General features: G+C 73.5%; 7 protein-coding genes. 5 read left to right on the forward strand and 2 right to left on the reverse strand.

Annotation, left to right across the window (positions count from 1 at the left end):
* Positions 1–447: 447 nt before the first annotated feature.
* Positions 448–1,782 carry a 4-aminobutyrate--2-oxoglutarate transaminase gene (gene gabT / locus ACFYXE_RS06595; RefSeq protein ID WP_361178714.1) on the reverse strand — a complete coding sequence of 445 codons (1,335 nt, stop codon included), beginning with the start codon at positions 1,780–1,782 and terminating at the stop codon, positions 448–450.
* 265 nt (positions 1,783–2,047) lie between these two features.
* Between gabT and ACFYXE_RS06600 the strand changes: the two genes are divergently transcribed.
* The 4 genes from ACFYXE_RS06600 (at position 2,048) to ACFYXE_RS06615 (ending at position 9,887) form a co-directional block, all read left to right on the forward strand.
* Complete coding sequence (locus tag ACFYXE_RS06600; protein WP_389309351.1) at positions 2,048–4,222, forward strand: ATP-binding protein; 2,175 nt, start codon at positions 2,048–2,050, stop codon at positions 4,220–4,222.
* Between the two features lie 223 nt (positions 4,223–4,445).
* Positions 4,446–6,134: a PucR family transcriptional regulator gene (locus tag ACFYXE_RS06605; RefSeq protein WP_389309353.1), complete on the forward strand. Its 1,689-nt coding sequence runs from the start codon at positions 4,446–4,448 to the stop codon at positions 6,132–6,134.
* 160 nt (positions 6,135–6,294) lie between these two features.
* Positions 6,295–7,740, forward strand: a complete 1,446-nt coding sequence (locus ACFYXE_RS06610; protein WP_389309355.1) for an aldehyde dehydrogenase family protein — start codon at positions 6,295–6,297, stop codon at positions 7,738–7,740.
* A 200-nt stretch (positions 7,741–7,940) separates the two neighbouring features.
* Complete coding sequence (locus tag ACFYXE_RS06615) at positions 7,941–9,887, forward strand: acyl-CoA dehydrogenase family protein (RefSeq protein ID WP_389309356.1); 1,947 nt, start codon at positions 7,941–7,943, stop codon at positions 9,885–9,887.
* Positions 9,888–9,915: 28 nt separating this feature from the next.
* On the opposite strand, the gene ACFYXE_RS06620 is transcribed toward ACFYXE_RS06615, so the two are convergent.
* Positions 9,916–11,112 (reverse strand): serine hydrolase domain-containing protein, encoded by a 1,197-nt coding sequence (locus ACFYXE_RS06620; protein ID WP_389309359.1) that lies wholly within the window; start codon positions 11,110–11,112, stop codon positions 9,916–9,918.
* Between the two features lie 285 nt (positions 11,113–11,397).
* On the opposite strand from ACFYXE_RS06620, the gene secA reads away from it, so the two are divergent.
* On the forward strand, positions 11,398–14,163 hold the full coding sequence (secA, locus tag ACFYXE_RS06625; protein WP_389309607.1) for a preprotein translocase subunit SecA: 2,766 nt from the start codon (positions 11,398–11,400) through the stop codon (positions 14,161–14,163).
* Positions 14,164–14,165: the final 2 nt, after the last annotated feature.

The following is a 14,165-nucleotide window of genomic DNA, read 5'->3' on the forward strand; positions in this document are numbered from 1 at the left end:
CGCCAGCCCTTCGGAGGCCGACCGGCCCGGTCCGGCCGAGGCGGTCCGCTTGCGCGGTGCGTCGGGGGACGGGACGGGTCTTCCGGATCGGTGGTCCGCGCGCCCCGGGGGGTGTGGGGCGAGCGGCCGTCCGATCGGTGAGGAGTTCCGGAGCTCAGGACTCCGGGTGCGTGCGCAAGGGCACGGCCGGTACGGGGCTGGGGAGGCTCCGTCACGGCGCCGCCCACGGTCCCCCGAGGGCGGGTTCTTCTCTCAACTGCTGAAACCGTACGACAGCTCATCGCGCCCCGACAGACACAACGGCAACCCGACATGGGGCCCGCACACCTTCTTCACACGCCCCGACGGTCACCCCGGGTCGCTGCTTCCTCACCGCGCGGGGTCCGCCCATGTCAGGCATGGCCGAGGCCCGCACGGATCTCCGTACGGGCCTCGCACACGGGCTGCTCAGACGCGGGCGAACGCGCCCTCGATGATGTCCAGACCCTCGTTCAGGAGGTCGTCGCCGATGACCAGCGGCGGCAGGAAGCGCAGGACGTTGCCGTACGTGCCGCAGGTCAGCACGAGCAGGCCCTCCGCGTGGCAGGCCTTGGCCAGCGCGGCGGTCGCCTCGGGGTGCGGCTCCTTGGTCGTGCGGTCCTTGACCAGCTCGATGGCGATCATCGCGCCGCGGCCGCGGATGTCGCCGATGATGTCGAACTTCTCGGCCATGGCGGACAGGCGGGCCTTCATGGTGGCCTCGATGCCCTTCGCCTTGGCGTTGAGGTCGAGCTCCTTCATCGTCTCGATGGCGCCGAGCGCACCGGCGCAGGCCACCGGGTTGCCGCCGTAGGTACCGCCGAGGCCGCCCGCGTGCGCGGCGTCCATGATCTCGGCGCGGCCCGTGACGGCGGCGAGCGGCAGGCCGCCCGCGATGCCCTTGGCCGTCGTGATCAGGTCGGGGACGATGCCCTCGTCCTCGCAGGCGAACCACTGGCCGGTGCGGCAGAAGCCGGACTGGATCTCGTCGGCGACGAAGACGATGCCGTTGTCGTTCGCGTACTTCACGATCTCCGGCAGGAAGCCCTTGGCCGGCTCGATGAAGCCGCCCTCGCCGAGCACCGGCTCGATGATGATCGCGGCGACGTTGTCCGCGCCGACCTGCTTGGCGATCATGTCGATGGCCTGCTTGGCGGCCTCGGCCCCGGCGTTCTCGGCGCCGGTCGGCCAGCGGTAGCCGTAGGCGACCGGGACGCGGTAGACCTCGGGGGCGAACGGGCCGAAGCCGTTCTTGTACGGCATGTTCTTCGCGGTCAGCGCCATCGTCAGGTTGGTGCGGCCGTGGTAGCCGTGGTCGAAGACGACGACGGCCTGGCGCTTGGTGTACGCACGGGCGATCTTCACGGCGTTCTCGACGGCCTCGGCGCCCGAGTTGAACAGCGCCGACTTCTTCTCGTGGTCACCCGGCGTGAGCTCGGCCAGCGCCTCGGCGACGGCGACGTAGCCCTCGTACGGCGTGACCATGAAACAGGTGTGGGTGAAGTCCGCGAGCTGCGCGGACGCCCGGCGCACCACGGCCTCCGCGGACGCGCCCACGGACGTCACGGCGATGCCGGAGCCGAAGTCGATCAGACGGTTGCCGTCGACGTCCTCGATGATGCCGCCACCCGCGCGCGCGGCGAAGACGGGCAGCACCGAGCCCACGCCACCCGCGACCACGGCGGTACGGCGGGCCTGCAGCTCCTGCGACTTCGGACCGGGGATGGCGGTGACGACGCGACGCTCCTGCGGAAGGTCAGTCATGGGGGGCTCCTGGGGGTGGGGCGACGATACGGACGCTGCTCTGCTTTCTTCGCAGGTTAGGGGCGGGCCCGGGGGGTGGGCATGCTCCATGGGGGAGTCGTCGGGCGTGGCGGTTGTCCGCGGTGGACATAGCGGAGCACCCGGCGCGGGGCGCCCGCCGGGACCGGATCACCGCAGGCCCGGGCGCGTATTCGGTGAACTCCCCCTGCGGGGGCACTAGATTGACCCGCGAAACAACAGATCGGCTGGTCAGGGGGCAAGGGGCATGGAACCCGACGGCACGCACGACGCTCGCGGCACGCACGCCACTCCGGTGCCGCGCCCGGCGGCGCCTCCGCCCGGGTCCGCGGCGCCCGGGCCGGGGTCCGCGGCGCCCCGGGCCGGTGCGCCGTCGCCCGGCGCGCCACCCCGGCCCGCGCAGGCGCCGGGGGCACCGCCGCGGCCCGACGGCGCCGCCTTCCTGGCCTGGCTGCGCGCGCCGCGGCCCGCCGCGCTGCCCGGCATCTGGCGCTTCGCGCACAAGCCGCGGCCCGCGCAGGAGCCCGAGCTCGTGCCGACCCGGCAGCTGCTGAGCGGCGCGCTGATCGCGTTCCTCGTCGGCTGGCTCGTCTGGTCGCTGCTGTGGAACGGCTACCTGGGCGGCTGGTGGGTGCTGCCGCTCGAACTGTTCCTGCCCGACTCCTGGATCTACACGGACGACCGGTTCGGCAACGCGTTCGTCTGGTACGGCTACTACACGCTCATCGCCTTCGCCATCATGATCGGCGTCGGCCGGATCGGCCGCTGGGGCGAGGTCTGGCGCCGCTTCGTCGCCCCCCACCTGCGCCGCCCCGAGGCGCCCGCGCCGCCGCCCGCCCCCGAGGAGGACCCCGCCCACTGGCCGCAGCTGCGCGCCGCGGGCGCGACGGCCGCCGCCGAGCGGCTCGCCGCCGACGCGCGCGCCGGACTGATGCGGGACGTGGACCACGCCCGCATCGCACGGGCCTGGCGGTCCGTGCGGGCCGGCCGCAGCCCGCTGGCCGCCTTCACCGACGCGGTCGAACGGGACGGCGCCCGCGCCTGCCCGCACCCCTCCGGCGACCGCGACCTGCCCGCGCGGGCCGCCCGCCACGACCTCGCCACCGCCCAGGTGCGCATCGGCACCACGGCCGACGACCCCCGCAACCCCTACGCCTACCGGGGCACCGGACTCGCGCTCGGCCCCGACCTGATCGGCACCTCGCTGCTCGCCGTCGGACCCGGCGGCTCCGGCAAGACCGCCCGCGTGGTGTGGCCGCTCGCCGAGTCGCTCTGCCTCGGCGCGCTGGCCGGGCGGGCCGCCGTGGTCGTCGTCGGGGCCGCGGGCGCCGGGCTCGGGCCCGCCGACGACTACGACGTGGTGGTGCGGGTCGGGCACCCCGACTCCGTGTACGACCTCGACCTGTACGGCGGCACCGACGACCCCGACGAGGCCGCGTCCGTCCTCGCCGAGGCACTCGTCGGCGACCTCGTCGACCCCCACCCCAGCGGTGACAGCCGCCGCTCGACGACCTGCCTGGCCCAGCTCCTTGGGCCCTTCCTGGCCGTGCACCGGCGCTTCCCCTCCGTACCGGAGCTGCGCGCCCTGCTCGACGGGTCGCCCGGCCCGCTGGGCGCGCTGCGCAAGGCGCTGCAGGAGGCCGGGCAGGAGCCGATGATCCGGGAGCTCGACGCCCGCGAGCGGCAGCTCGGGCACCCGGGCGATCCGGGGTCGGTCCTCGCCGACCGCATCGCCCTGCTCGACCGGCCCGCCTTCGCCGCCTTCTTCGACACCTCGGGCCGCAGCACCCCCTTCTCGCTGCGGGCCCTGGACCATCCGGTGCGGGTCCGCATCGACCTGCCCGAGCGCGGCCACGCCGACGCCTCGCGCATCCTGGCCCGCCTCGTCCTCGCCCAGTTCACCGCGAGCGCCGCCGCCCGCGAGGACCGCTCGCTCTTCGCCTGCCTCGTCCTGGACGACGCGTCCGGCACGGTCACCCCGGAGTCCGTACGCCGGGTCCAGCGGCTGCGGTCCGCCAACGCGGGCGTCGTCATGACCCTGCGTACGCTCGACGACGTACCCCGTCCGCTGCGCACGCCGCTGCTCGGCGCGACCGGCTGCCGCATGGCGCTCTCCGGGCTCACCCCGTGGGACGGCCAGGACTTCGCGGAGGTCTGGGGCAAGGAGTGGACCGAGGCACGCGATGTCACCGACCGGCAGATCATCGCCGAGACCCCGCTGGGCAAGACGGTGCACATGCTGCGCCGGGTCATCACCGGCAACGCCCCGACCGCCCGCGCCGTCACCGTCCGCCAGGTCGAGCGCGAGCGCTGGTCGGCGTCCGAGCTGGCGCACGGGGTGCCGCCCGGGCACGCGGTGCTCTCGCTGACCGACGTACGAGGGGAGTACGCGCCGCCGCTGCTCGTGGACCTGCGGGGCTGAAGCGGCGCGGCGGGGATACGCGCGGGGGCCGGCGCGGGCCGGGTCGCGGACCACACGTACGAGGTGTTCGGTCTCGAGCGCACCGTACGGTGAGGCAGAATCGACACAGGTCGTTCATACGGACCGGCCAAAAGATCCACATCGCGAAGATCCACGTTCCGGCGCCCGCACCCCGGGCGCCGGGAAGCCCGCCCGCCCCGACCGCCGCAGACCTGAAGGTCCCATGCAGCCCACGCTCGCCTCCCTCGTCCACCACTCCGCGCTCAAGCTGACCGTGCGCGCGGGCGAGGACCGCCTGGACGCCCCCGTGCGCTGGGCGCACGCGAGCGAACTCGCCGACCCGGTGCCCTACATGGAGGGCGGCGAGCTCCTCCTGATCACCGCGCTCAAGCTGGACGCCGAGGACCCGGAGGCCATGCGGCGCTACGTGAAACGGCTCGCGGGCGCCGGCGTCGTCGGCCTGGGCTTCGCCGTCGGCGTGCACTACCCCGACATCCCCAAGGCCCTGCTCGACGCGGCCACCGACGCCGACCTGCCCCTCATCGAGGTGCCCCGGCGCACGCCGTTCCTCGCCATCAGCAAGGCCGTGTCCGCCGCGATCGCCGCCGAGCAGTACCGCGCCGTGACCGCGGGCTTCGCCGCCCAGCGCGAACTGACCCGGCAGGCGCTCAGCGACGGCCCCGAGGGGCTGCTGCTCGCCCTCGCCGGACAGGTCGACGGCTGGGCCGCGCTGTACGACGCGTCCGGCGCCGTCGTCGCCACCGCCCCGGAGTGGGCCACCCGCCGGGCCGCCCGGCTCACCGCCGACGTCGAGCGGCTGCGCGAGCGCCCGGCGCCCGCCAGCTCCGTCGTCGCGGGCGCCGAGGACCGGGTGGAGCTGCACTCGCTCGGCACCGGACGCAGGCCCCGCGCCGCGCTCGCCGTCGGCACGGCGTCCACCCTCGGCACCGCCGAGCGGTACGCGGTGCACTCCGCGATCGCGCTGCTCACCCTCACCACCGAACGCTCCCGCGCGCTGCACGCCGCCGAGCGGCGGATCGGCGCCGCCGTCCTGCGCATGCTGCTCGCCGGGGAGCCCGACCACGCGCGGACCGTCGCGGGCGACCTGTACGGCAGCCTGCTCGACGCGCCCTTCCGGCTCGTCGTCGCGGAGGTCGCGTCCGCGTCGGCGGCACGGGTGCGGGTCGGCGCCGACGACACCGGCGAGGGCGGCAAGGGCCCCGGCACCGCCTCCGCCGCGGTGCTCGCCGCCGTCGCCCACGCGGCCGGCGGCGGCGTCCCGCTGGCCGGCCTCGTCGACGTCGTGGAGGCCGCGGCCGCCCGGTCCGGCGAGGCGCTGCTCGTGGTGCCGTACGGCGAGCGCCTCGTGCTGCTCGTCGTGGACGGCGGCGCCGGGGTGCGCGCCTGCGCGGAGTACGCGGCGGCGCTGGAGGCGGGGCGGGGCACCGCGGGGCGCGACGCCGCGGCCTCCGGCGAGGAGGCCGAACTGGTGATGGGGCTCTCCGCGCCGGCCGGGCCGATCGCCGCCGCCACCGCGTACAAGCAGGCCGAGCAGGCGCTGTCCGTCGCCCGGCGGCGCGGCCGCGCGCTGGTCGAGCACGAGGAGCTGGCCGCCGGGTCCGTCCTGCCGCTGCTCGCCGACGACGCGGTGCGCGCCTTCGCGGACGGGCTGCTGCGGGCGCTGCACGAGCACGACGCGACCGGCCGCGGCGACCTGGTCGCCTCGCTGCGGGCCTGGCTCTCCCGGCACGGCCAGTGGGACGCGGCGGCGGCCGACCTCGGCGTCCACCGGCACACCCTGCGGTACCGGATGCGCAGGGTCGAGGAGATCCTCGGCCGCTCGCTGGACGACCCGGACGTCCGCATGGAGCTGTGGCTCTCGCTCAAGGCGACGTCGATGGGCTCGGACTGACGGCAGGGCGCGGCGGCGCGGGCCCCGGCCCGGCCCTGCCAAACCGGTGCGGGCTCCCGGGCCAGTACTCCGCGTAGGACAAACGTCAGCGGGTACGCCTGCCCCTACGGTGAGGGACGTACCCCCCAGACACACTTCCGCGGAAGGGCCGGGAATCGACATGACTTCCATCCACGCCTTCTGGCTCGCCGGTCGCCAGACCACCGGCGAGACCACCCTCGACGTCACCTCGCCCTGGGACGGACGGCTCGTCGGCCAGGCCGCCGTACCGACCGACGCGCAGGTCGAGGAGGCCGTCGCCGCCGCCTACGCCGTGCGCGAGGAGTTCGCCGCGACGCCGGCCCACGTCCGCGCCGCCGCCCTCGCCCACGTGTCCGACCGGCTGGTCGAGCGCACCGAGGAGATCGCCCAGCTGATCTCCGCCGAGAACGGCAAGCCGATCAAGTGGGCCCGCGGCGAGCTCGGCCGCGCGGTCTCCGTCTTCCGGTTCGCCGCGGAGGAGGCCCGCCGCTTCAACGGCGGCGAGGCCCAGCGCCTGGACACCGACGCGGGCGGCCAGGGCCGGCTCGCGCTGACCCGCCGCTTCCCCAAGGGCGTCGTCCTCGGCATCGCGCCGTTCAACTTCCCGCTGAACCTCTGCGCGCACAAGATCGCCCCGGCCATCGCGGTGGGCGCGCCGATCATCCTCAAGCCGGCCCCGGCCACCCCGCTCTCCGGCCTGATCCTCGGCGAGCTGCTCGCCGAGACGGACCTGCCGGCCGGCGCGTGGAGCATCCTGCCGGTCGCCAACGACAAGATGCCCGCCCTCGTCCAGGACGAGCGGATGCCGGTCATCTCCTTCACCGGCTCCGAGAAGGTCGGCTACGCGATCATGGACTCGGTGCCGCGCAAGCACTGCACCCTGGAGCTCGGCGGCAACGGCGCGGCCGTGGTCCTCGCCGACTACTCCTCCGACGAGGACCTGGACTGGGCCGCCTCGCGCATCGCGACGTTCTCCAACTACCAGGGCGGCCAGTCCTGCATCTCCGTGCAGCGGGTCATCGCGGACGCCGCCGTGTACGACCGCCTGGTGCCCCGCGTGGTCAAGGCCGTCGAGGCCCAGGTCACCGGCGACCCGTCCGACCCGGCGACCGAGGTCGGCCCGCTCGTCAGCGAGGAGGCGGCCAAGCGGGTGGAGTCCTGGGTCGACGAGGCCGTCGCCGCGGGCGCCAAGCTGCTCGCGGGCGGCAAGCGCGACGGCGCCTCCTACGCGCCGACCGTGCTCGCCGACGTCCCGGCCGACACCACGATCGCCTGCGAGGAGGTCTTCGGACCGGTCCTCACGCTCAAGCGGATCGACGGCGAGGCCGAGGCGTTCGACGCGGTCAACGACTCCAAGTACGGCCTCCAGGCGGGCGTCTTCACGCACGACCTGCAGACCGCCTTCCGCGCCCACCGCGCCCTGGAGGTCGGCGGCGTGGTCATCGGCGACGCCCCCTCCTACCGCGCCGACCAGATGCCCTACGGCGGCGTCAAGCAGTCCGGCGTCGGCCGCGAGGGCGTCCGCTTCGCGATGGACGACTACACCTACGAGCGCGTCATGGTCCTGACGGGCCTCGCCCTGTAGGACCCCGCGCCCCCCGAGGACGACGGCCGGAGCCCACTGTGCGGGGGCTCCGGCCGTTCTCGTACGAACGCTGCGCGAAGACTGGTGGGTCCGGGACGAATGGGGTACCAACGATCCAGTAGCACCAGTCAGTAACCGACCGGGTCAAGATCGGGCCAATGGGTCCGGCGGGCCCCACTCCGCGGCGAGGTGAGCTCCTCATGACCGCACCAACCCCCAAACCGTCCGTGAGCGAACGCGAGGCACGGCAGGTCGCCGAGGCCGCGCGCGAACAGGACTGGCGCAAGCCCAGCTTCGCCAAGGAACTCTTCCTCGGCCGATTCCGCCTCGACCTGATCCACCCGCACCCGCTGCCGCCCGACGAGGACGCCCAGCGCGGCGAGGAGTTCCTCGCCAAGCTCCGCGACTTCTGCGAGACGAAGATCGACCCGGCCCGCATCGAGCGCGAGGCGAAGATCCCCGACGAGGTCCTGAACGGGCTCAAGGAGCTCGGCGCCCTCGGCATGAAGATCGACACCAAGTACGGCGGGCTCGGCCTCACGCAGGTGTACTACAACAAGGCGCTCGCCCTCGTCGGCTCCGCGAGCCCCGCGATCGGCGCGCTGCTCTCCGCGCACCAGTCGATCGGCGTACCGCAGCCCCTGAAGATCTTCGGCACGCAGGAGCAGAAGGACGCCTTCCTGCCCCGCTGCGCCCGCACCGACATCAGCGCGTTCCTGCTGACCGAGCCGGACGTCGGCTCGGACCCGGCGCGGATGGCGATGGCGGCCGTCCCCGACGGCGACGACGGCTACGTCCTGGACGGCGTGAAGCTGTGGACCACCAACGGCGTGGTCGCCGACCTCTTGGTCGTGATGGCCCGGGTGCCGAAGTCCGAGGGCCACAAGGGCGGCATCACGGCGTTCGTCGTGGAGGCGGCGGCCGAGGGCATCACCGTCGAGAACCGCAACGCGTTCATGGGCCTGCGCGGCCTGGAGAACGGCGTGACCCGCTTCCACCGGGTCCGGGTCCCCGCCGCGAACCGCATCGGCCCCGAGGGCGCCGGCCTCAAGATCGCCCTGACCACCCTCAACACCGGCCGGCTCTCGCTGCCCGCGATGTGCGTCGGCGCGGGCAAGTGGTGTCTGAAGATCGCCCGCGAGTGGTCGGCCGCCCGCGAGCAGTGGGGCAAGCCGGTCGCCCACCACGAGGCGGTCGGCGCGAAGATCTCCTTCATCGCGGCCACCACCTTCGCCCTCGAAGCCGTCCTCGACCTCTCCTCCCAGATGGCCGACGAGGACCGCAACGACATCCGCATCGAGGCGGCCCTCGCCAAGCTGTACGGCTCCGAGATGGCCTGCCTGATGGCCGACGAACTGGTCCAGATCCGCGGCGGCCGCGGCTTCGAGACCGCCGACTCCCTCGCGGCCCGCGGCGAACGCGCGGTGCCCGCCGAGCAGATCCTGCGCGACCTGCGCATCAACCGCATCTTCGAGGGCTCCACGGAGATCATGCACCTGCTGATCGCCCGCGAGGCCGTCGACGCCCACCTGAAGGTCGCGGGTGACCTCATCGACCCCGACAAGACCCTGTCCGACAAGGCGCGCGCGGGCGCCCGGGCCGGCGGCTTCTACGCCCGCTGGCTGCCCAAGCTGGTCACCGGCCCCGGCCAGCTCCCGCGCTCGTACGCGGAGTTCCACCCCGAGGGCCACGTCGACCTCTCCGGCCATCTGCGGTACGTCGAGCGCGGCGCCCGCAAGCTGGCCCGCTCCACCTTCTACGCCATGTCCCGCTGGCAGGGGAAGATGGAGACCAAGCAGGGCTTCCTCGGCCGCGTCGTCGACATCGGCGCGGAGCTCTTCGCGATGAGCGCGGTGTGCGTGCGGGCCGAACTGCTGCGCACCACCGAGGACTACGGCCGCGAGGCGTACCAACTGGCCGACACCTTCTGCCGCCAGTCCCGCATCCGCGTCGACGAGCTCTTCGACCGGCTGTGGACCAACACCGACGAGCTGGACCGCAAGGTGGTCAAGGGCGTCCTGTCGGGGACGTACACCTGGCTGGAGTCGGGCGTGATCGACCCGTCCGGGGACGGGCCGTGGATCGCCGACACCAAGCTGCCGAAGACGCCGCGGCCCGACGTGCGCAGGGTGGTCGAGGACGGGTGACCCGGCCCACGGCCTTGCGGAACACGCCCTAGAGATCCCGCGGCCCCGCCCCGTCGATGCGCAACGCCCGCTCCTGCAGGGCGGCCAGCGCGTGGTCGATGGGGTGGGGCCGCGGCTTCCCCGAGGCGTCCGGCGTGTTCCACCGCATGAGGTTGAACGCGACGGACAGCTGCCGCCCGCCGTCGGCGCGGGTCAGCGAGGTCGTCCCCGCGCCCCAGACCGTGCCGTCGTGCCCCCAGAACAGGCCGCTTCCCGGCACCTCGACGCGGTGCAGCCCCAGGCCGTAGTCCAGCGTCTTCCCGCCGTCCAGGGACCGCACCGGGACCGTGCGCCGCATCTCGTCCAGCGACGCCCTGCCCACCACCCCGCCGCCGAGGAGCAGCGCGAAGAACCGGTTGAGGTCCGCCACGGTCGACACCAGGCCGGCCCCTGTCGACACCCAGGAGTTGTCGTAGACGCTGTAGTCGCGCGGCGGGTCGATCAGGCCGTACAGCGCCTCGTACATCCGCGCGTGCGGCCCCTCGACATGCGGCCCCGAGGGGAAGAAGGTGTCCGCGAGACCGGCCGGGGCGATCACGTCCCGGGTGACGGCCTGCTCGGCGGACAGCCCGGTGACCTCGGCCAGGAGCTCGCCCAGCAGCAGGTAATTGGTGTTGGAGTACGTCCCGACCGGGCCGCCCGGCGCGTTCCCGGGCGGCGCCGCGAGCCCCATCCCGATCAGCTCCGCCGCGCCGAACCGCCGGAACCGGTTGGCGTCCAGGCTCTCGGGCGAGACGTCCGCCAGGGACGGGAAGCCCTTGAGGGAGGGGAACGCGTACGGCAGGTAGTCGCTGAAGCCGCTGGTGTGGTTGAGCAGCATCCGCACGGTGACGCTGCGGCCGCGCGCGCCCGGCACGAGCGCCGGCAGGTAGTCGCCGATCGGCGCGTCCAGGCGGACCTGGCCCCGGTCGACCCGGGCCAGCACCGCGGCGGCGGTGAAGGTCTTGGTGACGCTGCCGACGCGCTGGCGCAGGCCGGGCGTGACGGGCCTGCCGGTCTCCAGGTCGGCGACCCCGGACGCGCCGCGCCACACGTCAGCGCCGTCGCGCACCTCGGCCTGGACGCCCGGCATCCCGGCGCGGTGCACGGCGTCGAGGGCGGCCCGCAGCGCGGCGCGGGGGAGCGGCGCCGGGGCCGCGCCGGGGGCGGGCAGGACCGATGCGGCTGTCTCGTGTTCGGATTCCATGGCGGTCATCCTGGTGTGCTGCCGCCGTGTGTTCAGCCGCCGCCCGTCGCGCATCGGACACGGATATCGCGCCGTTCGGCGCGGCCCGCTCGCGACGGGTGCCCCGGGCACGCCCGACGGCGCCCCATGCGCCCGATTCCTGCGCGCGGGAGAGCCCCCGCCCCGCCCGTCACCGGACCGCTTGCCGCGCCTCTCCGGCGCTGCCCACAATGAGCGGACCGGCCAGGGAGCCAGGAGGGGATCACCGTGTCCGTCCTCAAACTGGAACGCCTCACCGGAAGAATCATGCGCGCCGGCGAAGGCCGAATGCTGCGCAGGCTCGAACGCGTCAGGGACCAGGTCAACTCCGTCGAAGAGGACATGCAGCGGCTCACCGACGCCGAACTGCGCTCCCTCACCGACGAGTACCGACAGCGGTACGCCGACGGCGAGACCCTCGACGAGCTGCTCCCCGAGGCCTTCGCGACCGTCCGCGAGGCCGCCCGGCGCACCCTCGGCATGCGCCACTTCGACGTCCAGATCATGGGCGGCGCCGCACTCCACCTCGGCACCGTCGCCGAAATGCAGACCGGCGAGGGAAAGACCCTGTCCGCCACGCTCCCCGTCTACCTGAACGCCCTCACCGGCAAGGGCGTCCACCTCGTCACGGTCAACGACTACCTGGCCGCGCGCGACGCCCGGTGGATGGGCCGCGCCTACCGGTTCCTCGGCCTGACCGTCGGCGTCATCAGGGCGGAGATGAGCCCGGACGCACGCCGCGCCGCCTACGCCTGCGACATCACGTACGGCACCAACAACGAATTCGGCTTCGACTACCTGCGCGACAACATGGCCTGGTCGCAGGGCGAACTGGTGCAGCGCGGACACCACTTCGCGATCGTCGACGAGGCCGACTCCATCCTCATCGACGAGGCCCGCACCCCGCTGATCATCTCCGGCCCCGCCGACCAGCCCACGCACTGGTACGGATTCTTCGCCGCGGCGGCCCGCACCCTGCGGGGCATCGCCATCCAGGAGGAGAAGTTCACCACCCCGCAGCGCAAGCTGGAACTCGCCGAGCTGCGCACCGCGTACGACTACGAGTACGACCCCAAGAAACGCACCGTCGCCGTCCTGGACAGCGGTGTGGAATTCCTGGAGGACCAGCTCGGCATCGACAACTTCTACGACTCGGCCCACACGTCGCTCATCGGACAGCTGAACAACGCCCTCAAGGCCAAGGAACACTTCCAGCGGGACAAGGACTACGTCGTCTCCGACGGCGAGGTCCTGATCGTCGACGAGCACACCGGCCGCATTCTCGCCGGCCGCCGCTACAACGAAGGCGTCCACCAGGCCATCGAGGCCAAGGAGGGCGTCACGGTCAAGGACGAGAACCAGACGCTCGCCACGATCACCCTGCAGAACTTCTTCCGCCTCTACGAGAAGCTCTCCGGAATGACCGGCACGGCCATGACCGAGGCCGCCGAGTTCCACCAGATCTACCAGCTGCACGTCGTGCCCATCCCGACCAACAGGCCGATGGTCCGCGCCGACCGGCCCGACGTCGTCTACCGCGACGAGACCGTGAAGTTCGACGCGGTCGTCGCCGACATCATCGAGCGCCACCGCACCGGCCAGCCGATCCTCGTCGGCACCGTCTCCGTCGCGAAGTCCGAGCACCTCTCCGCCCTGCTCCACCGGCGCGGCGTCCGGCACGAGGTGCTCAACGCCAAGAACCACCGCCGCGAGGCGCAGATCGTCGCGCAGGCGGGCCGCAGGGGAGCCGTCACCGTCGCCACGAACATGGCCGGCCGCGGCACCGACATCATGCTCGGCGGCAACCCGGAGGCCATGGCCGAGGCCGAGCTCCGGGCGGCCGGCCACACCCCGGAGGACGACCCCGACGGCTACCGCGCGACCCGCGAGCGCATCGGGGCCGCGGCCGCCGCCGAGCACGACGAGGTCAGGGAACTCGGCGGGCTCTACGTCCTGGGCACCGAGCGGCACGAGTCGCGCCGCATCGACAACCAGCTGCGCGGCCGCTCCGGCCGCCAGGGCGACCCCGGCCAGTCCCGCTTCTACCTCTCGCTCGGCGACGACCTGATGCGGCTGTTCCGCGCCGAGCTGGTCGAGCGCGTCATGCTGATGGCCAACGTCCCCGACGACGTCCCCATCGAGAACAAGATGGTCACCCGCGCCATCGCCTCCGCCCAGTCCCAGGTCGAGCAGCAGCACTTCGAGACCCGCAAGAACGTCCTCAAGTACGACGAGGTCCTCAACCGCCAGCGCGCCCTCATCTACGCCGAGCGCCGCCGCGTCCTCGCGGGCGAGGACCTGCGCGGACAGATCCGCCACTTCATGGACGACACCGTCGGGGCGTACGTCACGGCGGCCACCGCCGAGGGCTTCGCCGAGGAGTGGGACCTGGACCGGCTGTGGAGCGCCTGCCGCCAGCTCTACCCGGTGGGCGTCACCCCGCAGGAGCTCGACGAGGCGGCCGGGGCCCGCGCGGACGTCACCGCCGAGCAGGTCGGCGAGGCGCTGACCGAGGACATCCACGCGCGGTACGGGGAGCGCGAGAGCGCCCTGGGCGAGGACGTCACGCGCGAGCTGGAGCGCCGCGTGGTCCTCTCCGTCCTGGACCGCAAGTGGCGCGAGCACCTCTACGAGATGGACTACCTCCAGGAGGGCATCTGGATGCGGTCCTACCTCGGCAGGGACCCCCTCTTCGAATTCCAGCGCGAGGGCTTCGAGATGTTCGGCGCGATGATGGACGCCATCAAGGAGGAGTCCGTCGGCTTCCTGTTCCACCTGGAGGTCCGAGTCGAGCAGCGCGAGCAGCTCGCCCGGGACGCCGTCGAGATCAGCGCCGAGGGCCTGGGGGCCCGCAAGGACAGCGGCCCCCTGCGCTACAGCGCCCCGACGGTCGACACCGCGGAAGGCGTCCTGGAAGGCCACTTCGAGGCGGCCCGCGACACGGCCGGCGACACGGCGGGCGACACGGCCGGGCGCGACTCCGCGGCGCGGCCCGGGAGCGGCCGGCCGGACGACCGCCGCACCGGACGGTGACC

The organism is Streptomyces sp. NPDC002564 (genome assembly GCF_042889645.1).
GTDB lineage: Bacteria > Actinomycetota > Actinomycetes > Streptomycetales > Streptomycetaceae > Streptomyces.

Bases quoted from the DNA above. Each gene is read 5' to 3' on its own strand.
- gabT (WP_361178714.1), bottom strand. From the start codon at position 1,782: ATGACTGACCTTCCGCAGGAGCGTCGCGTCGTCACCGCCATCCCCGGT.
- ACFYXE_RS06600 (WP_389309351.1), top strand. From the start codon at position 2,048: ATGGAACCCGACGGCACGCACGACGCTCGCGGCACGCACGCCACTCCG.
- ACFYXE_RS06605 (WP_389309353.1), top strand. From the start codon at position 4,446: ATGCAGCCCACGCTCGCCTCCCTCGTCCACCACTCCGCGCTCAAGCTG.
- ACFYXE_RS06610 (WP_389309355.1), top strand. From the start codon at position 6,295: ATGACTTCCATCCACGCCTTCTGGCTCGCCGGTCGCCAGACCACCGGC.
- ACFYXE_RS06615 (WP_389309356.1), top strand. From the start codon at position 7,941: ATGACCGCACCAACCCCCAAACCGTCCGTGAGCGAACGCGAGGCACGG.
- ACFYXE_RS06620 (WP_389309359.1), bottom strand. From the start codon at position 11,112: ATGGAATCCGAACACGAGACAGCCGCATCGGTCCTGCCCGCCCCCGGC.
- secA (WP_389309607.1), top strand. From the start codon at position 11,398: ATGCGCGCCGGCGAAGGCCGAATGCTGCGCAGGCTCGAACGCGTCAGG.